Annotated in this window: 19 protein-coding genes; 14 read left to right on the forward strand and 5 right to left on the reverse strand. The window is 36.5% G+C overall.

Translation table 11 applies throughout. The features are described 5' to 3' along the window. Nucleotides 1–273 precede the first annotated feature (273 nt). Nucleotides 274–2,331, reverse strand: coding sequence for a methionine--tRNA ligase (metG, locus tag HAV12_RS01565; protein WP_171568181.1), 2,058 nt, complete (start codon nt 2,329–2,331; stop codon nt 274–276). A 410-nt stretch (nt 2,332–2,741) separates the two neighbouring features. On the opposite strand from metG, the gene HAV12_RS01570 reads away from it, so the two are divergent. The 3 genes from HAV12_RS01570 to HAV12_RS01580 all read left to right on the forward strand — a co-directional run bounded on the left by HAV12_RS01570 (nt 2,742) and on the right by HAV12_RS01580 (nt 5,957). Then, a complete protein-coding gene (locus tag HAV12_RS01570) occupies nt 2,742–2,969 on the forward strand; it encodes a CDGSH iron-sulfur domain-containing protein (RefSeq protein ID WP_026984188.1) in 228 nt (75 codons plus the stop codon). Between the two features lie 142 nt (nt 2,970–3,111). After that, nucleotides 3,112–4,248: a DinB family protein gene (locus HAV12_RS01575; RefSeq protein WP_171568182.1), complete on the forward strand. Its 1,137-nt coding sequence runs from the start codon at nt 3,112–3,114 to the stop codon at nt 4,246–4,248. Between the two features lie 158 nt (nt 4,249–4,406). Beyond that, nucleotides 4,407–5,957 (forward strand): patatin-like phospholipase family protein, encoded by a 1,551-nt coding sequence (locus tag HAV12_RS01580; RefSeq protein WP_171568183.1) that lies wholly within the window; start codon nt 4,407–4,409, stop codon nt 5,955–5,957. On the opposite strand, the gene HAV12_RS01585 is transcribed toward HAV12_RS01580, so the two are convergent. Together HAV12_RS01585 and HAV12_RS01590 are read right to left on the reverse strand one after the other, a co-directional pair. Continuing rightward, entirely contained in the window at nt 5,958–6,242 is a 285-nt protein-coding gene (locus HAV12_RS01585; protein WP_171568184.1) for a hypothetical protein, read from the reverse strand. 4 nt (nt 6,243–6,246) lie between these two features. Continuing rightward, nucleotides 6,247–6,717: a protease complex subunit PrcB family protein gene (locus HAV12_RS01590; protein WP_171568185.1), complete on the reverse strand. Its 471-nt coding sequence runs from the start codon at nt 6,715–6,717 to the stop codon at nt 6,247–6,249. A gap of 264 nt (nt 6,718–6,981) precedes the next feature. Between HAV12_RS01590 and HAV12_RS01595 the strand changes: the two genes are divergently transcribed. The 7 genes from HAV12_RS01595 to proC all read left to right on the forward strand — a co-directional run bounded on the left by HAV12_RS01595 (nt 6,982) and on the right by proC (nt 14,684). Next, a complete protein-coding gene (locus HAV12_RS01595; RefSeq protein ID WP_171568186.1) occupies nt 6,982–7,521 on the forward strand; it encodes a DUF4375 domain-containing protein in 540 nt (179 codons plus the stop codon). Between the two features lie 197 nt (nt 7,522–7,718). After that, nucleotides 7,719–8,990, forward strand: coding sequence for a serine--tRNA ligase (serS, locus tag HAV12_RS01600; protein ID WP_171568187.1), 1,272 nt, complete (start codon nt 7,719–7,721; stop codon nt 8,988–8,990). Between the two features lie 77 nt (nt 8,991–9,067). Continuing rightward, on the forward strand, nt 9,068–10,849 hold the full coding sequence (locus HAV12_RS01605; protein WP_171568188.1) for a tetratricopeptide repeat protein: 1,782 nt from the start codon (nt 9,068–9,070) through the stop codon (nt 10,847–10,849). A 139-nt stretch (nt 10,850–10,988) separates the two neighbouring features. Beyond that, nucleotides 10,989–11,300, forward strand: coding sequence for a DUF4286 family protein (locus HAV12_RS01610; RefSeq protein WP_171568189.1), 312 nt, complete (start codon nt 10,989–10,991; stop codon nt 11,298–11,300). A 388-nt stretch (nt 11,301–11,688) separates the two neighbouring features. Further along, entirely contained in the window at nt 11,689–12,474 is a 786-nt protein-coding gene (gene rsmA / locus HAV12_RS01615) for a 16S rRNA (adenine(1518)-N(6)/adenine(1519)-N(6))-dimethyltransferase RsmA (RefSeq protein WP_132033087.1), read from the forward strand. Next, nucleotides 12,458–13,807 (forward strand): magnesium transporter, encoded by a 1,350-nt coding sequence (gene mgtE, locus HAV12_RS01620; protein WP_171568191.1) that lies wholly within the window; start codon nt 12,458–12,460, stop codon nt 13,805–13,807. Before rsmA ends, mgtE begins: the two co-directional genes overlap by 17 nt. A 100-nt stretch (nt 13,808–13,907) precedes the next feature. Further along, nucleotides 13,908–14,684: a pyrroline-5-carboxylate reductase gene (gene proC, locus HAV12_RS01625; protein WP_171568192.1), complete on the forward strand. Its 777-nt coding sequence runs from the start codon at nt 13,908–13,910 to the stop codon at nt 14,682–14,684. A 93-nt stretch (nt 14,685–14,777) separates the two neighbouring features. Here the strand turns inward: proC and nhaA are convergent, their stop codons facing one another. Continuing rightward, nucleotides 14,778–15,938, reverse strand: coding sequence for a Na+/H+ antiporter NhaA (gene nhaA, locus HAV12_RS01630; RefSeq protein ID WP_171568193.1), 1,161 nt, complete (start codon nt 15,936–15,938; stop codon nt 14,778–14,780). Between the two features lie 2 nt (nt 15,939–15,940). Further along, nucleotides 15,941–16,648 carry an aspartate/glutamate racemase family protein gene (locus HAV12_RS01635; RefSeq protein ID WP_171568194.1) on the reverse strand — a complete coding sequence of 236 codons (708 nt, stop codon included), beginning with the start codon at nt 16,646–16,648 and terminating at the stop codon, nt 15,941–15,943. Between the two features lie 104 nt (nt 16,649–16,752). Here HAV12_RS01635 and HAV12_RS01640 point away from each other — a divergent pair, with 104 nt between their 5' ends. The 4 genes from HAV12_RS01640 to HAV12_RS01655 all read left to right on the forward strand — a co-directional run bounded on the left by HAV12_RS01640 (nt 16,753) and on the right by HAV12_RS01655 (nt 19,161). After that, the gene (locus tag HAV12_RS01640) at nt 16,753–17,703 is read left to right on the forward strand and encodes a 2-hydroxyacid dehydrogenase (RefSeq protein WP_171568195.1); all 951 of its coding nucleotides are present in this window, start codon (nt 16,753–16,755) and stop codon (nt 17,701–17,703) included. Nucleotides 17,704–17,894: 191 nt separating this feature from the next. Further along, nucleotides 17,895–18,278 (forward strand): DUF805 domain-containing protein, encoded by a 384-nt coding sequence (locus HAV12_RS01645; protein WP_171568196.1) that lies wholly within the window; start codon nt 17,895–17,897, stop codon nt 18,276–18,278. Nucleotides 18,279–18,301: 23 nt separating this feature from the next. Then, nucleotides 18,302–18,580: a TM2 domain-containing protein gene (locus tag HAV12_RS01650; protein ID WP_132033101.1), complete on the forward strand. Its 279-nt coding sequence runs from the start codon at nt 18,302–18,304 to the stop codon at nt 18,578–18,580. Nucleotides 18,581–18,753: 173 nt separating this feature from the next. Next, nucleotides 18,754–19,161, forward strand: a complete 408-nt coding sequence (locus HAV12_RS01655; RefSeq protein ID WP_171568197.1) for a DUF805 domain-containing protein — start codon at nt 18,754–18,756, stop codon at nt 19,159–19,161. The last annotated feature ends 9 nt before the right edge of the window (nt 19,162–19,170 follow it).

Raw genomic sequence — 19,170 nt, forward strand, 5'->3', positions numbered from 1 at the left:
AACGCACGAAACCCTCGTCTTCGGTTGTGACAAAACACTCCTAGGAGTGAGATTAGGGCTATCACTAGCACCAGCAACGTGAACGAGGGTTCGCTTATGTTAAACTTAAAGATAAGTTTTTCGGATTTCTCCTAGTAAAGTGTTTTGTCGGTACAAACTTACAAAATATAAATCCTACCCACAACAAAAACACAAGAATATTCTTTCATTTTAAAATTATCAAATTATCAAATTATCAAATTATCACATTTTCAAATTTTCTAATTAAAAAACCTAGTTTACCGTTTCACCATTCGGTGCATCAGCATCCGGATTGATGAAAACCAGTTTTCCTTCTGCATTTGTCGTCATCAGGATCATTCCCTGACTTTCTACACCACGCAACGCTCTTGGCGCTAGGTTGGCGAGAACAGAAACACGTTTTCCGATGATTTCTTCCGGTGTAAAGCTTTCGGCAATTCCCGAAACAATCGTACGAACGTCAATTCCGGTATCTACTTTCAGGACCAGAAGTTTATTGGCTTTCGGCATTTTTTCTGCTTCCAGAATAGTTCCGACACGAATGTCCATTTTAGCGAAATCTTCAAACTGAATTAAATCTTTTTGAGGTTCCACTTGTTTATTTTCGGCAAGATTGGCCGTTTTTGTTGCTTCCAATTTGTCTATTTGTTTTTGTATTTCTTCGTCTTCGATTTTTGCGAAAAGTAATTCTGCTTCACCAATCTGATGACCTTCCGGAATTAATTCTGAATTTTCAACAACATCATTCCATTTCAATTTTCCTTCGTTTTTAAGGATTCGGGATAATTTCGCAGCTGTAAAAGGCAAGAACGGTTCCGCCAATATGCTCAACGCAGCGGCAATTTGCAAAGCGACATACATCTGCGTTTTTACACGCTCCGGATTGTCTTTCATTACTTTCCACGGCTCTTCGTCAGCCAGATATTTATTTCCTAAACGAGCCACATTCATCAATTCGCCCAAAGCTTCACGGAATCTGTAACGCTCTACCGAACTTGAAATCACGGCTGGATACGCTTTCAATTCTTCCAAAGCAGCTTCGTCGACTTCCGATAATTCATTTGGCGTCGGAATATATCCGTCGTAATATTTGTTCGTCAACACCACCACACGGTTGATGAAGTTCCCAAAAATCGCTACGAGTTCGTTATTGTTTCTCGCCTGAAAATCTTTCCAGGTAAAATCGTTATCCTTAGTTTCCGGCGCGTTCGATGTTAAGGCATAACGCAAAACGTCTTGTTTTTCCGGAAATTCTTCTAAATATTCGTGTAACCAAACCGCCCAGTTTTTAGAAGTCGAAAGTTTGTTTCCTTCTAAATTCAAAAACTCATTCGCAGGCACATTGTCCGGTAAAATATAACTTCCTTCGGCTTTCAGCATCGCCGGGAAAATGATACAGTGAAAAACAATATTGTCTTTCCCTATAAAGTGAACCAGTTTGGTGTCTTCGTCTTTCCAATACGGTTCCCAGTCTTTTCCTTCGCGGGCTGCCCATTCTTTAGTAGACGAAATATATCCAATTGGCGCATCAAACCAAACGTATAATTTTTTTCCTTCGGCACCTTCAACCGGAACATCAATTCCCCAATCAAGGTCACGTGTTACGGCACGAGGCTCGAGTCCACCGTCAACCCATGATTTTACTTGTCCATACACATTCGGTTTCCAGTCGTTTTTATGTCCGACTAAAATCCATTCTGTTAGGAAATCAGTATATCGATCTAAAGGTAAAAACCAATGTTTTGTTGCTTTTAAAATTGGAGTTTCTCCGGTAATCGTCGATTTCGGGTTTATTAAATCCGTAGCATTTAGAGTCGATCCGCAATTTTCACACTGATCTCCATAAGCTCCGTCGTTACCACATCTTGGACAAGTTCCTACCACAAAACGATCTGCCAGAAACTGATTGGCTTTGGCATCGTACAATTGCTCGGTTATTTCCTCAATAAAATCACCATTATCATACAGTTTTCTAAAAAATTCCTGAGCCGTATCATGATGAATTTTAGCCGAAGTTCTGGAATAATTATCAAACGAAATTCCGAAATCAACGAATGATTTTCTAATAATTCCGTCGTATTTATCAATAACTTCTTGTGGTGTAATTCCTTCTTTTTTGGCTTTCATCGAAATCGCAACGCCATGTTCATCGCTTCCGCAAATAAACGCAACGTCTTTTCCCTGTAAACGTAAATATCTCGAATAAATATCTGCAGGCACGTAAACCCCCGCCAAATGGCCAATATGAATAGGTCCGTTGGTGTAAGGTAATGCTGCCGTAATAGTATATCTCTTTGGATTTTGTATCATAACTCAATTTTATTGCCTGCAAAAATAAGCAATAGAATCGAGAATTTGTTATTTCACGGAGATTCACAAAGAAAAAGCGCGGAGATTCGCGAAGTTTTTTTAAGAAGGAGGAATTAATCACGTAATCCCGATAGCTATCCGAAGCAGAGCACAAAGTTTTATTTAGCCACAGATTACGAAGGATTAAAATGGATTTTTTCTAAATTAAATCTGCTAATCTGCTCAATCTGCAGAATCTGCGAGAAACAAAAGCTTAGTCAAATCTTTGCGGGTGCTTCGACTTCGCTCAGCCTGACAAACTTTGCGAATCTCAGTGGAAAAACCCATAAAATAGAACGAGTTTAAACTAGCCCTTCCGGTAAAAACTTCAAAATATATTTTGCAATATTTGCCAAAAACAAAGCAACTTTATGAGCAAGACAAAATTAATCATCAATAAAAACGGATCCATCAAAATTGAAGGTGATTTCGAAATAATGGATTCAGAAGGAACGGTTTACGGACTACAAGGCAGAAGTGCATTAGGCCTTTGCCGTTGCGGATTATCGGCCAACAAACCATTTTGTGACGGGGGACACCGTAATAATTTCGAGCACGATTCAGTTGCATTCGATTTACCGCCAATGAAAACGAACTAAGAGACGTTTCTGAAATATCATGAAAGCTGCATTTTTTAATGTGGCTTTTTTTATTCTCTTTTTTGAAATAATTATTCAATAATAATAAGTTAATTCCTTAAAAAAGTATATTATATTTACGGAAATTTTTAAAATATAGAGAATGAGAAAATTTACTATCGTGTTATTGCTTATAAGTTTTGTTTCGGTTCAGGGCCAGACACCAAGGGTTATTTCGAGTGACTGGATGGCTTTCAGCCAGACGATTGACATTCAGACTCCGGTCAAGAAAAAGTTTAAACTGATCGCTTCGGCAAAAGTAGAAACCACAGAGCCAAAAGCGTGGTCAGGAATCTGGGCAAGAGTAGATAATAAAAATGATGAAGTCGGTTTTTTTGATAATATGGGCGAAAGACCAATTAAATCAAAAGACTGGCAATCGTATACTGTTGAAGGAACAATCGATGAGAATAGTAAATCTTTGACTTTTGGAGGCTTAGGCTCGTATAATGGAAAGTTTTATTTTGATAAATTTCAGTTATTTATTGAAAATGCAAAAGGTGTTTTTGAGCCGGTAACCCTTTTAAATTCAGGTTTTGAAACGCCTGTAAATAATGGAGATATCCCGAAATGGAATTTAGGGACTTCGAAAGCAAAATTGGTTAAGGTGAAGGAATATAAGGTTTCTTCCGACAAATCAGCCGCCGATGGAAAAAATGCATTAGTACTGGAAGGAACGGGTATCATAATAAAAGAAACCGGAAAAATAGGAAATGTTGAAGGCGCTTCACCAAAAATCGGCGACATGATTTCGATGCTGGAAGACCTTAAAGATCGTGTTGAAAGAGCCGTTAAAAACATGAATCAATATGAAATAGATTACCTGCACGATGAACAGGCGAACCGAATTGGTGCCTTGGTGATGCATTTGGCTGCAGCCGAAAAATACTATCAGGTTTTTACTTTCGAAAACAGGGAATTTAATGAAGAAGAAAAGAAAATTTGGGATGCCGCTTTAAACTTAGATCAGGGCGGACGAGATGAATTTAAAGGACATGACATTCAGTATTATCTGGATATTTATAACGAAGTAAGGGCCAAAACGATTTCGGAATTAAAGAAAAGAGATGATGCCTGGTTTGCCGAAGTTCAGATGAAATATGACATCAGTAACCAATATTGCTGGTTTCACGTTATGGAACATCAGTCGAGTCATTTGGGACAGATTTTGTTTTTGAAAAAACGAATTCCACCACAACAGCAACAAAAGCCGATAATAGACAAGGGGATAAAACAATAAAAACAGAAAGCTGCACTAAATGGTGCAGCTTTTTTTATGCTGTAAAATGTTAAAAAAACAGCCATCAGGTAAATGATATTGAATTAATTATTTAATTTTAAATCCCGTATTTTGAGACTATTTAATGTGGAATAAAAAACAATTTAATTGTGAGGTTTATGGAATATAAAAGGCTTCAGGTCGTTTTTCTTTTGCTTCTTTTTGCAGGTAAGGCGATAGCTCAAAATAAAATCAATCTTTTTTCGGAAATTAACTATAACTCTATTCCTGCAGTAAATTTGAGTGAATATAAATCGGTTCAGGAACGCGACAAAAGAATCCAGAATCCCAATATTGCTCTGGGTGTCGGAATTTCAGGCGGCGGATCGAGAGCACAGTTTTTTAGTATGGGTGTGCTTTTGGGTTTAGAAGAGATAGAAGAAGGCAATTCCCATCGTAATTTTTTAAACGAAATCGATTATTATTCCACCGTTTCCGGAGGCTGCTATTCGGCGGGTTATTATTTAACGATCCTGAAAAATAAGCTACAGCACGATAATTGTTCTTTCAACGAATTCTATTTCTCTAAAGCAGACGCTTACAAATCAGATGTAAACAAATCAGCATCACTTTTCTCTCTTCTGAATAATAGCAGGAATGAAAAAGGAGAAAAAATATCAATGACGCAGCGTTTAGATCTGGAGGTTTTGCAATACGACAGCTCCAATCCTGAAAATCCGGATAAGTTTAAAACCCAAATGCTGCTGTCTGATTTTTTCATCTCCAAAGAGAGCAAAAAAAATCCGGAATTGCCCATTCTCGTTGCCAATGGAACAGCGTATAGTAACGGAGAGCGATTTCCCTTTATGCCGCATATTATTCGCGGTTTAAAAATAAATGCATCATTGGCTCCCAATAAGTCGGTTCTTCCTCTGGATAAAAACGAGATTAGTAATGGTTACGATTTCCCGCTGACGTATGCGATTACCGCAAGTTCTGCTTTTCCGGGCGTGCTGCCAAAAACCAAATTCGGAATCAAAGGTCAGAACAAAATATTGTGTGTGATTGATGGCGGTGCTTCAGATAATATGGGCTATCAGACCTTAATTGAACTGCTGCACAACGATGATAAAGTTGATAATAAAAACAAAAAGGCCCTTTTTATCGATTGTTTAGGACAAGGGAAGAAGGAACCTTATATCAATGATGCCAAAATCAGACTGATTTCCTTATTGGAAACAGCTTCTTTATATACTGTTCAGACCCGATACATTACTTTTGAAAACGATGTTGAAGATGTGTTGGAGAAGTATAAAATTCCGATTTCCAATTTTCAGGTTATTGGTTTTACAACCTTACGCGATTATCTTCTAAAGCTCAAAAAAGATAAGGATTATGAAGACCTGGTACTGCAATTGAAAAATACGGATGATGAAGATAGCAGCTGGCTGAAACTCCATGTTGATTTTAGAACCAAACTCATTAAAAACTTTGGTGCAGACAGTTTCAAAAAAGATAAAAACGGCGAAGTGATACTGTCCAGTTTAGACAAAGAAAAGTTTAAGGATTTTGGCGCCAGCGAACTCTTGATTTTATACGAATATACAGCGCACGTTGAAACAAAACTCAAAACAACTCCCGAAGAAAAAGAAATGTTATTGCTGGCGGGACGTTTTGCCGCTTTTGTAAAAACAAGCGAACTGAAAGAATTATTGGTCGAGCAGAAATAATTAAAACCAATTTACTATTGCTCTCACAATCCACAAAAGGACTATAAAGAGCAGGAAAGAAAACTGAATTTTATTCACCTTTTGGCTTCCAAATTCCCGAACCAGAAACCTGTCGACTATGACTGCGAATAAAACCAATACCAAACTGAATAAAATATAAATTCCCATTAATCCATCCTGCGCGGAATTTCCGGCAATTAAAATGACAGCGTAAACAGTACCGGCAAGAATAGAAAGTATTCCCAGCACAAAAAACAGGGTTGGTTTTTTTAGCAGTGTATTCATTTAGCTAGGTTTTTATCTCTTTAAAAATCACTTTTTTATTTGATCTGGGCATTTTAATAATATGAAACGGATGTGTTACTACGGTGGCAATATTTCCTTTTTTCAAATGTTCTACCTGAATAACGATCTTGTTTCCGTTTTCAACTATTCGGGTAATATCTACGGAATATCCTCCGTAATGGCGTATCTCATCAAAAACAGCAATAATCTGATATTTTGTAAAATCGATTTCGGTTTCAGTAAATGTAGCAGTAAGCTGAGACTGGCCATTGATTGTGGCTAGAAAAGTAGTCCAGCTTTTGATGTCTTTGATCACTAATTTTGATTCAATAAAACTTTCTGTAGTGCTTACGGAAAAATCATTTTGTGCAATTAAGGAATATTGTACGGCTGATTCATTGAATTCACTCGATTCATCGCTACTGCAACCCATTAATAAAAAAAGAAAACTGCAAATTAAAACAATCTTTTTCATGGTTTTTGGTTATGGAAATATTGGTGGTATTTCCTTAGTTTGCAGATGTGTTTTTTTATAAAAGGTTGCGTTGTGTCGCTTTTTAATGCTATAATTTGTTTTGATTATTAATGAGTTAGCGAATTGTTTTATAAAGTTACTGATAATAATTTTAAGTTTCCTTATTTACGGAAATGACAAAATTGCGCATAAAAGCAATTTAGGATTTCTTTCGTCTGTTATTTTACCCGAAATTTGCATCAAACTCCTTAAAAACAAACTCAAATGGAATTCGGCAGAATCATTATTTCAGAAACCGCAGCAAACAGCGAAAATCCACAGGATATTATCAACTCAAATATTTCGGTGATCAACCTGATGCGTGAGGAAAAAATTGACGACGACCTGATTCACGAAGATGCATTGATGAGTTACTACTTAGATTATTATATTTCGCAATATACAGAAGGTAATTTTTCGCAATTTGTGTACAACTCACGCTGGAATAAGGAACTGAATGAATTGATAGAAGAAGGCCTCACTCTTATTGGCGCCGAGAAACATTTAGAATTGTTTCAGACACAGGCCAAAAGAGTCCGATTGCTGAGCAGTGTTAAGATTGATAAATTCCTGAAAGGCAAACTTGAAGGCGTAAACCCAACAAGAGATTTGCTGAACAACGATACTTTCTTTGAATTAGAGGAAAACCTGGTGACACTTAACGCCGGCTTCCTAAAATCCCATCCCGATACCGAAGTACTTTCGGTGGATGAAATGTTTGCTGCTTTAGAGGAATTTGTGGGGCATGAGATTAAGAGGGAATAGTTTTTCTTTCAAGGAAATACACAAAGAAAATTACAAAGCAGCACAGAATTGAATCTAAATTCTAAAGAAATGTTATGTTAGTTTTATATTGCGCTGTGAAATTCGCTTTTACGGGCAACTTTGTCCTTATTCTTAACAAACATTTCCTTAAATTTGCTTCCTTTATATAAAAATAAAATAGTTACAAAAATCAAGCTATGTTACAAATCGCATTTATTAGAGAAAATCAGGAGAAAGTAATCAAGGCTTTGGCAAAACGAAATATCGATGCCAAAAGTGTTGTTGAAGAAGTGGTTCAATTAGATGAAAACCGTCGTGCTGCGCAGGTAGAACTAGACAATGTTTTATCTGAATCTAATAAATTATCCAAAGATATTGGTGAACTGATGAAAGCCGGAGAGAAATCGAAAGCAGCAATTTTAAAAGAAAAAACCGTTTCATTAAAAGAAAAAAGTAAGGAATTAGGCGAAAAAGCGGAAGCTTTGGCGATCGAATTAACGAACAAATTATACACTTTGCCCAATCTTCCGGCTGATATTGTTCCCGAAGGAAAAACTCCGGACGACAATTTAAACGTCTTTGAGGAAGGCGATATTCCGGTGCTGCACGAAGGTGCACAGCCGCACTGGGATCTGGTAAAAAAATACGATATCATCGATTTTGAATTGGGTGTAAAAATTGCAGGTGCGGGATTTCCGGTTTACAAAGGAAAAGGAGCCCGTCTGCAACGTGCACTGATCAATTACTTTTTAGATAAAAATACAGCTGCAGGATACAATGAAGTGCAGGTGCCGCATTTGGTAAACGAAGCTTCAGGTTACGGAACAGGACAATTGCCGGACAAGGAGGGACAAATGTATCACTCTACAATTGATGATTTATACCTGATTCCAACCGCTGAGGTTCCGGTGACGAACTTGTTTCGTGATGTTCTTTTGAGCGAAAGTGAATTACCGGTTTTACATACGGCTTACACACCATGTTTCCGTCGTGAAGCGGGTTCTTACGGAGCACACGTTCGCGGACTGAACCGTCTGCACCAGTTTGACAAAGTAGAAATTGTACGAATCGAACACCCGGACAATTCCTATAAAGCGCTTGACGGAATGGTCGAGCACGTAAAAAATATTCTACAGGAATTGAAATTGCCTTACCGAATCTTACGTTTGTGTGGTGGAGATATGGGTTTTACTTCTGCTTTGACGTATGATTTTGAAGTGTTTTCTACCGCGCAGGATCGTTGGTTAGAAATCAGTTCCGTTTCTAACTTTGAAACTTTTCAGGCCAACCGTCTGAAATTGCGTTTCAAAGACAAAGACGGAAAAAACCAACTGGCACATACCCTTAACGGAAGTTCATTGGCTTTGCCAAGAGTTCTGGCAGGAATTTTAGAAAATTACCAAACGCCCGAAGGAATCGTAATTCCGGAAGTTTTACGTCCTTATTGTGGATTTGATATTATAGATTAATTCAGTTTACAGTTTACAGTCGCAGTATTCAGTTAGCAAACTGCGACTGAAAAAGATTTTCAACAAAAACCAGAAATATGAAAAACATTTTTATCTATATTCTTTTGTTGTGGTCTGGTTTTGCGTTTGCACAAAATGAGCAACTGGCTCAATATTACTACGATAAAGGCGATTTCGAAAAAGCAAAGGTCAGTTACGAACAGCTTTTAAGCCTGGCGCCATCCAATACCCAGTATTTTTTAAGAACGGTCGATTGTTATCAGCAATTGCAGCAATTTGATATTGCCCAAAAAGCAATTCAGGAAAGATACAACCGATACAAACAAGGTGTTTTTCTGGTTGAATTGGGATATAATTTTCAATTGCAGAAAAATGAACCCAAAGCTAAAAACTACTACGATCAGGCTATTGAAAAAATCAGAACCAATTCGAATGATGTTTACGGAATCGGGAATTCGTTTGAGAAAAAGGTTTTGTTGGAATATGCCTTAAAAGCGTATCAGACGGCTATGGAAGTACAGCCGAATTACAATTTCAATTTTCAGATCGGAATGTTGTACGGTCAGTTGGGAAAGACCGATCTTATGATTGACCTTTTACTGACAGAATCATTTAAGAATCCGCAGAATGCCAATTTAATTCAGACGCAGCTTTCCCGTTTTATGAATGGTGAAACCGATAATACGGCTTTCAAAGACGCGATGCGAAAAGCATTAATCCTAAGAACGCAAAAAGATCAGGATGTTTTCTGGAACCATTATTTAAGCTGGTTTTATGTGCAGCAAAAAGAATTCGGAAAGGCTTTTATCCAGGAAAAAGCCATTTATAAAAGAGAACCCGAATCCCTGAGGAGTATTGTGAATCTGAGCCAGTTTGCACTGAATGAAAATGATACCGAGACTGCTACTGAGATTCTGAATTTTATTCTGCTTAATACCAAAGATTTAGATTTATTGATTCAGACTAATGCCAGTCTGATGGAAATTAAAATTGAAAAAGCCCAGGAAAAAGACTATCCGGCAATCCAGACCGAGTTACAACAATTGCTGACAACCTATGAAATAACTCCTTTTACCGTATCTTTGCAAATAATTCAGGCGCACTTTCTGGCTTTTAATTTAAAAAAACCGGACGAAGGCAAAGAAATTATAAAAAAAGCATTAGAACTTAATCTGAATGAGTATCAGCAGGCTGATGCTAAAATGGAATTAGGGGATATTTTGCTTTTGGAAGAAAAATTCAATCAGGCGCTGATCTATTATTCCCAGATTCAATTGGATTTAAAGAATGATGTGATGTCGCATGAGGCGAGTTTGAGAGTAGCCAAAACAAGTTATTACAAAACTGATTTTGAATGGGCCTTAAAACAATTCAAGGAATTAAAATCGGCCAATACACAATTAATTGCCAATGACGCTCTTGAATATTTTTTACTGATCAATGACAATACCGTTGCCGATTCGACACAAACGGCACTGAAGCAGTTTGCAAAAGGCGATTTCCTGATGTATCAAAATAAGAAAACCGAGGCTATTGCTCAGTTTCAGCGCATTCTGAAGGATTTTAAAGGACAGGAAATTGAAGCTGTTACAATGTTGCGTTTAGGAAAAATATACGAAAGTCAGGCCGATTATACTGCGGCGCTGAGTCAGTATCAGCAAATAATTGACAATCACAGTGACGGAATTTATGTAGATGAAGCGTTGTTCTTTTCAGCAGAAATTTACAACGACGAACTGAAAGATACAGAAAAGGCAAAACCTTTATATGAAAAAGTGATTTTTAACCATCAGGACAGTATTTACTTTGTTGATGCGAGAAAAAAATACCGGGAGTTAAGAGGAGACAAGAATTTGTAAATTCTAAAAAACAAATTCCAAATTCCAAAAAAAGAATTTATAAAATTAGATTCTTAGATTTTAGACTACTTAGATCTTTAGACTTTTCTGAAAATCTAACAATCTAAAAATCTAAGAAGTCTAACAATCTAAACAGAAAATGATTATTTACAACGTTACGACCAATATACACGAAAGCGTGCACGACCAATGGTTAAAGTGGATGCAGGAAAAACATATACCCGAAATTTTAGCCACACAAAAATTCTCTTCGGCACGAATTGTAAAAGTTTTGATTGAAGAAGAAATGGGCGGCATTACGTATTCCGTTCAATATGTTACCGATAGTAAGGCCACTTTAGAGCAGTTTTATATCGAAGATGAACCGCAATTTCAAAGGGAAGCTTTGGGATTATTTGCAGATAAAATGCTTTCTTTCCGAACAGAGCTGGAAGTTATTTCGGAACATTAAACGTAAGTTTTCAGTCCCGGTTTTCAGTATCAGCTAAAAAAAGAAAATTATGGAAATTCGATTTCAAACTAAAGAAGAAAGTAATAAGCAACAACAGGAAGATTTTCTGAAGTTGTCTAAAACGGAAAGATTTTATAGTTTTTTACGCTTAAGTGAAAGGATAAGCAGATTTCCTGTAAAAAATAGAGAGGATAAAAACAAAGACAATTTTCTGATTGTTATAAAATCGAGTTAGTATGTCAAAATTATGGGACCAAAACATTGATGAGTTCATTATTTTGGCAAGTAAAAAAAAGAGATTTTTAGATTATTTGATCTTTAGATTATTCGATATTTCGAGAATCTAACAATCTTAAAGTCTAACCATCTAAGAATCTAAAAAAAGACAATGGAAAAAGTAAAAGCCAAAAAACATTTAGGACAACATTTCCTGAAAGACGAAAGTATCGCCAAAGCAATTGCAGATACTTTAAGTTTAAAAGGATACGATGAGGTTTTAGAAATAGGACCGGGGATGGGTGTGTTAACTAAATATTTACTTGACAAACCAATTAATACACACGTAATCGAGATTGACACAGAATCTGTGGTGTATTTGGGTGAAAATTATCCAAAATTAAAAGATAAAATTATCTCTCAGGATTTCCTGAAATACAATATAAAAGAAGTGTATGAAGACAAGCAGTTCGCTATTATCGGAAACTTTCCGTATAATATTTCGACTCAGATTGTTTTCAGGACTTTAGAACTTAAACATCAGATTCCTGAATTTTCGGGAATGTTTCAAAAAGAAGTTGCAGAACGAATCTGCGAGAAAAAAGGTTCAAAGGCTTACGGAATCTTATCCGTTCTGGCTCAGGCTTTCTATGTTACAGAGTATTTATTTACTGTTGACGAAAATGTTTTTATTCCTCCGCCCAAGGTGAAATCGGGTGTGATGAAAATGACCCGAAAGGAAGATTACAGTCTTCCTTGTAGCGAAAAGTTGTTTTTTACAGTGGTAAAAACGGCTTTTCAGCAAAGACGAAAAACATTACGTAACAGTTTGAAAACATTAAATTTATCAGATTCTCTGCGATTAGACGTTATCTTTGATAAACGTCCGGAGCAGCTTAGCGTAGACGAATTTATTGTTTTGACTCAAAAAATAGAAGCCGATGGAGTTCAAAGTTAGCAAAGAATTAATCCAACAATTAGAAGAGCACATTGTTAACAAAAACGACAAGGAACTTGAAGTTTTGCTTAATGATATGCACCACGCTGATATTGCTGAAATCCTTGATGAACTGGATTTTGACGAAGCAACGTATATTTTTAAAGTTTTAGATAGTGATAAAACAGCAGAGATCCTTCTGGAGTTAGAAGATGATTTGCGTGAAAATATCTTAAGCCGACTTTCGCCTAAGGAGATTGCAGAAGAACTTGATGAATTGGAGACGAATGATGCGGCAGATATTATCGCGGAGCTGTCACAGGAAATTAAAGCGGAAGTAATCTCGGAGTTAATTGACGTTGAACATGCAAAGGACATTGTTGACTTATTGCGTTACGACGAAAATTCCGCGGGTGGTCTGATGGGAAAAGAGCTCGTAAAAGTCAATGAAAACTGGAATGTGCTGACCTGTGTGAAAGAAATGCGTATTCAGGCTGAAAATGTATCCAGGGTACATTCTATTTATGTGGTCGATGATGAAAACCGCTTAAAAGGAAGATTGTCACTTAAAGACTTGCTGACTACTTCTACCAAAACACAAATCGGTGACATTTATATCAGAAAATTAAATTTCGTAAACGTAGATACAGAAGATGTTGAGGTAGCCCGTATCATGCAAAAATACGATTTGGAAGCCATTCCGGTTGTAGATGAACTGGGGCGTCTGGTGGGTCGAATTACCATTGATGATATTGTTGACGTAATCAAGGACGAGGCAGACAAAGATTACCAATTGGCAGCGGGTATTACGCAAGACGTAGAATCCAACGACAGTGTTTTGGAGTTGACCAAAGCACGTTTGCCGTGGCTTTTAATCGGAATGGTGATCGAGATTGTAGCGTCTTTTGTCCTGAAAGGAAACGAAGCTACTTTTCAAAAATATTCAACCTTAATTATTTTTGTGCCATTACTTTCGGCAACAGCCGGAAATATTGGTGTTCAGGCTTCGGCAATTGTCGTTCAGGGTCTGGCGAACGGAACACTGAAAGAATTCAGTCGCGGATATTTCAGCAAGGAGATTTCAGTATCGATGATTTCCGGAAGTATCATATCGTTGCTTTTGTTAGGATACCATTCGATCATGTACCAGCAGTATCTGGTAGGAATGGCAATTTCAATTTCGATGATTGTAGTCATTTTATTTGCTGCAACCCTAGGAACCTTAGTGCCGCTTTTCCTGCATAAAAACAAAATTGATCCCGCGATTGCGACGGGACCTTTTATCACGACAACCAATGACGTTTTTGGAATTATGCTCTATTTCGGAGTGGCCAAACTGATTCTTGGGTTTTAAGTTTTTGCAACAAATTAATGGATTACAGTGATTAAAAATCTATAAAATCTATGTAATTTGTGGCTGAAAAATAAGCTATTAACCAGCCAAAAAACAAGCAATGAAAGTACACATTATAGGAGGGGGAAATCTTGGGGTTTCTATAGCCTTGGGAATTGCAAAATTCTCTAAAAACAATCAGGTAACCGTTACAAGGCGAAACACAGCCAGTATTCAATATTTATCAGAACACGGAATTACGGTTTCATCCGATAACAAACATCAAATTCAGGAGGCCGATGTGGTGATTCTAACCATAAAACCCTATCAGGTGGATACGGTCCTGGCAGAGATTTTACCGGTAATAAAAAATAAAACGATTGCTTCGGCAGTAAGCGGTTTGTCTCTTGAGGTGCTCCAGTCCAAAACAAACAATGAATATCCTGTAATCCGGATTATGCCCAACATCGCGGCCCAGTTTGGAGAATCAGCAACCTGTATCTCTTTTCCTGAAAAAGACAGGGAAAAAGCATTGCCAATAGTTGATTTGTTTCAGGACCTGGGAACGGCTCCGGTAATTGATGAAAAATTGATGGATGCAGCGACTGTTTTAGGTGCTTGTGGTACTGCGTATGCTTTGCGTTATATTCGTGCCTCTATGCAGGCCGGAATCGAGATTGGATTCGATTCGAATACTGCTCTCGCAATTGCAGCGCAAACGGTAAAAGGAGCGGCCAAAATGCTGTTAGAAGAAAAAGTACATCCGGAACAACTAATCGATCGTGTTACAACGCCTCAAGGCTGTACAATTGTCGGTTTGAATGAAATGGAACACAATGGTTTCAGTTCATCTTTAATCAAAGGAATCAAAACTTCCCTGAAACAGATCAAGGGATAAAATTTAATAAAATTCCAACATATAAAAATTCCAAATTCCAATTCTGATGATCGAATTGGAATTTGGAATTTTGTTTTTGATGCTTAAAGATTTTTATTTTCTAATCAGTTTCTTTTTTTTCTTTTCTTTCAAAGTATATTTTAAGTAGAAATAACCAAAAAAACCAGAAAGCATTGAGGCTATTAAAATGGCAATTTTAGAAAAAACAATAGTTTCGGGATCTTTAAAAGCCAAAATGGTAATGAATATCGACATGGTAAAACCAATTCCGCCCAGCATTCCGGCGCCTAAAATATGAGGCCATTTTAATTCTTTTGGCAAAGAACAAATTCCCGCACTAACTCCGATAAAAGAGAAAAGTAAAATTCCTAATGGTTTTCCGAGAACAAGACCCAAGACGATTCCAAAGGTATTGGGGTGATTTAAACCTTCGTGCCAGTCTGGTTTTATGGCGATGCAGGTATTGGCAACAGCAAACAATGGCAATATAAAAAACGCTACCGGTTTGTGTAGATAGTGTTGTAGTTTATGCGATATCGAGTTTTCTCCGCCATCTCCAAACGGAATTACAAAAGCTAATATGACTCCTGTTATAGTAGCATGGACACCGGAATTCAGCATAAAATACCACATCGCAGTTCCTCCGATTAAATAAGGAAGAATATAGTGCACTTTTTTGCGGTTCAGAATAAAAAGAACTCCCCAAATCCCTAACGCAATGGCAAGGTTTAAGAAAGAAATTGATTTCGTATAAAAAACAGCTATTACAATTATAGCACCCAAATCATCGATGACCGCAAGGGCGGTTAAAAATATTTTTAGTGATGCAGGAACTTTGCTTCCTAAAAGAGATAAAATTCCAATAGCAAAAGCAATATCGGTAGCCATCGGAATTCCTGCTCCGTTTTGGGTCGCAGTGCCAAAATTCAAAGCCAGAAAGATTGCGGCAGGAATTAACATTCCTCCAAATGCTGCCATTATGGGTAAGGAAGCATTTTTGATATTCGATAATTCACCGTGATAAATTTCGCGTTCCAGTTCTAAACCAATGAGTAAAAAGAAAATAGTCATCAAACCGTCATTGATCCAATGGGTTATGGAATGATGTCCCAGGTCTTTTTCCCAAAATGAAATATACTCCGTCTGAAAAGAGGAATTAGCAAGAATAAGTGAGGCAATGGTCACAAAAAGCAAAAGGAGTCCTCCTGATTTTTCGTTTTCAAAAAAAGCATTAAAAGTTTTCGTTAATTTCATTTTTAAGTTTTAATAGTTGATTCTAATGAAAATGCTACAGCTTTCTTTGCATGAATTTCAGCAGTATTAAATAATTCAGCATTAGTATATTCATTAGTAATTAATAATTCGATTTCTGTGCAACCCAATATTATTCCTTCGGCTCCTTTGTGAATTAAACCGGTAATTATTTCCAGAAAGAGATTTCTTGAATCAGCGTTTATAATTCCCTTTACTAATTCTTCATATATAATGCGGTGTATATCTGCTCTTTGTTTCTCGTTCGGGATTATGGTTTCGATATTATATTTTTCAAGTAAACGAAGTTTGAAAAAATCTTGTTCCATGGTAAACGACGTGCCTAATAAACCTATTTTTTTTATACTTTTCTCCTCAATCTTTTCGGCAGTTGCGTCAACGATATGTACTAAAGGAATTGAGACACTTTTTTCTATTTCATCCGATACTTTGTGCATCGTGTTGGTACATAAAATAATAAAATCAGCACCGCCTTTTTCGAGTTTTTGTGCAGCTTCAACCATTAATTGCCCCAGTTTTTCCCAGTTTCCTTCTTTTTGCAATACTGCAATTTCATTAAAATCTACAGAATACAGCAGCGATTTACCAGAATGAACACCTCCTAATTTTTCCTGAATGGTTCTGTTTATTATCTGATAATATAAAGAAGAGCTTTCCCAAGACATTCCTCCAATTAAGCCAATTGTTTTCATATTCCTTTTTATGCGAATTTACGCATTTTATGGGGAATTACTTTTGTTAAAATAATAAACGGCAATTTTTTTGTTACTTTGTTTTTCTAATAAAGTTTTAATTTATGAGTATCAAAATTCTACATATCGATAGCAATAATCCCATACTTTGGGGACAATTAGAAGAAGCCGGTTTTGAAAACCATGCAGATTTTAAATCTTCTAAAGAAGAAATCGAAAGCAAAATTCAGGATTATAACGGAATCGTCATTCGGAGTCGTTTTAAAATCGATAAAACTTTTCTCGATAAAGCAGCCAACTTACAGTTTATTGCCAGAGTGGGTGCGGGTTTAGAAAGCATTGATTGTGAATATGCCGAAGCCAGGGGAATTCATTTAATAGCTGCGCCGGAAGGTAATCGCAACGCTGTTGCAGAACATTCTTTGGGCGTAATCCTGTCCTTGTTTAATAATTTAAATCAGGCTGATGCAGAAATAAAAGCCGGACACTGGAATAGGGAAAGCAACCGCGGACATGAACTTGACGGGAAAACAGTAGGTATTATCGGTTATGGAAACATGGGAAAAGCATTTGCCAAAAAACTTCGCGGATTTGAGGTTAATGTTCTTTGTTATGATATTTTAGAAAATGTCGGTGACGAAAACGCTGCACAGGTTTCATTGCACGAATTACAGCAAAAAGCAGATGTGCTGAGTTTACATCTTCCGTGGACTCCGGAAACGGATAAAATGGTAAATACCGATTTCATAAACGCCTTTGCAAAGCCTTTCTGGATTATAAATACTTCCCGTGGTAAAAATATTGTTACGGCAGATTTAGTAGAAGCCATGAAAGCAAGAAAAGTTCTGGGAGCAGGTCTTGATGTTCTGGAATATGAAAAGTTGTCTTTTGAAACCCTTTTTCAGGATAATAATACACCGGAAGCCTTTCAGTATTTACTGGATGCTAAAAACGTTTTGTTAACACCACATATAGCCGGATGGACATTTGAGAGTCATGAGCGACTTGCACAGGTAATTGTAGATAAAATAAAGGCAGTTTACAGGATTAATTAACTTTAATTTTAGATTTAAATAACGAGCGTTTTCTTCTAAATATTCCATTCATAATTAGTTTTATTAGGTAATTTTTAATAATATTGTTTGTTATTTTCGAAGAATTAATCTAAATAAAGGTTGTCTTTGAGAATCAGGGAGTAACCGAAAATCCTTAAGAGTAGGAATTAACTTAACTAATATTGTTTATTATGATTGAATGGTACAAAAAAGTGGTTTTTGAAAATTACGCAAATTTTGAAGGCAGAGCGAGAAGAAAAGAATACTGGATGTTCTTTTTGGCAAATCTTATTATCAGTTTTGTGTTAGGTTTTGTATTAGGTTTGGTTTTCGCATTGATATCTCCTAGTCTGGCTCCTCTGGTAAATATTTATAGTTTAGCGGTTTTCATTCCTTCAATTGCAGTTGCAATCAGAAGAATGCATGATGTTGGTAAAAGTGGATGGTACATTCTTATCCCTATTTATAATATTATATTGTTGGCTACTGAGGGAGATAAAGGAACAAACGAATATGGTACTGATCCTAAAAGCGATAGTGACACTATTGATGAAATTGGAAAAGTTGAACTTTAATAATCTTTAAAAAGAAATATAACATGGAAGAGACAAAACCAGAATCATGGAATACTCCCCCAACTGTAAGACAGGAAAATAAAAAAGTTCTTGCAGGAGTTTTGGGGATAATTTTCGGATATTTAGGAATTCATAAATTCGTTTTAGGGTACACTCAGGAAGGAGTAATTCAACTCGTTTTAAGTATTGTAACCTGTGGTATTGCAGGAATAATTGGTTTCGTTGAAGGAATCATTTATCTTACAAAATCAGATGAAGATTTTTACCAGACGTATCAGGTTGGTAAAAAAGGCTGGTTCTAAAACATATAAATCCCATTTACTAAATGGGATTTTTTCTTTACTAAAATGCAAGTTCTTTCAAACGAGAGAACTTGTATTTTTTTTGTTCAGAAAAGAACTTTTGATGAAATAACAAAAGTAAAAGGAGTTAACTGAAAATCCTGAGTAGTAGGTAAAATTAAGAGATATCGATTATGATTGAATGGTACAAAAAAGTAGTTTTTGAAAATTACGCAAATTTTAACGGAAGAGCCAGAAGAAGTGAATATTGGTACTATGCTCTGGCAACTATACTTATATCTGTAATCTTAAGAATGCTGGAGTATTTTTGTGGATTAACATCTGGTATTGGTGAACTTGGAATCCTTAGGGGTGTATACAGTCTGGCGGTTTTTATTCCCGGACTTGCCGTAATGATCAGAAGATTACATGATGTTGGCAAAAGCGGCTGGTTTTTATTTATTTTAATTATTCCTTTAGTAGGTGTGATTTGGCTTTTCATAGTACTTTGTACCGAAGGAGATGATGGCACAAATGAATATGGTTCAGATCCAAAAGAGGAGTTTGATGAAATGGATGACATTGGAAAGGAAGTAGCCTAACCTGCATTC

Origin of the sequence: Flavobacterium sp. CLA17 (genome assembly GCF_013112255.2) — a bacterium.
Taxonomy (GTDB): Bacteria; Bacteroidota; Bacteroidia; order Flavobacteriales; family Flavobacteriaceae; genus Flavobacterium; species Flavobacterium circumlabens.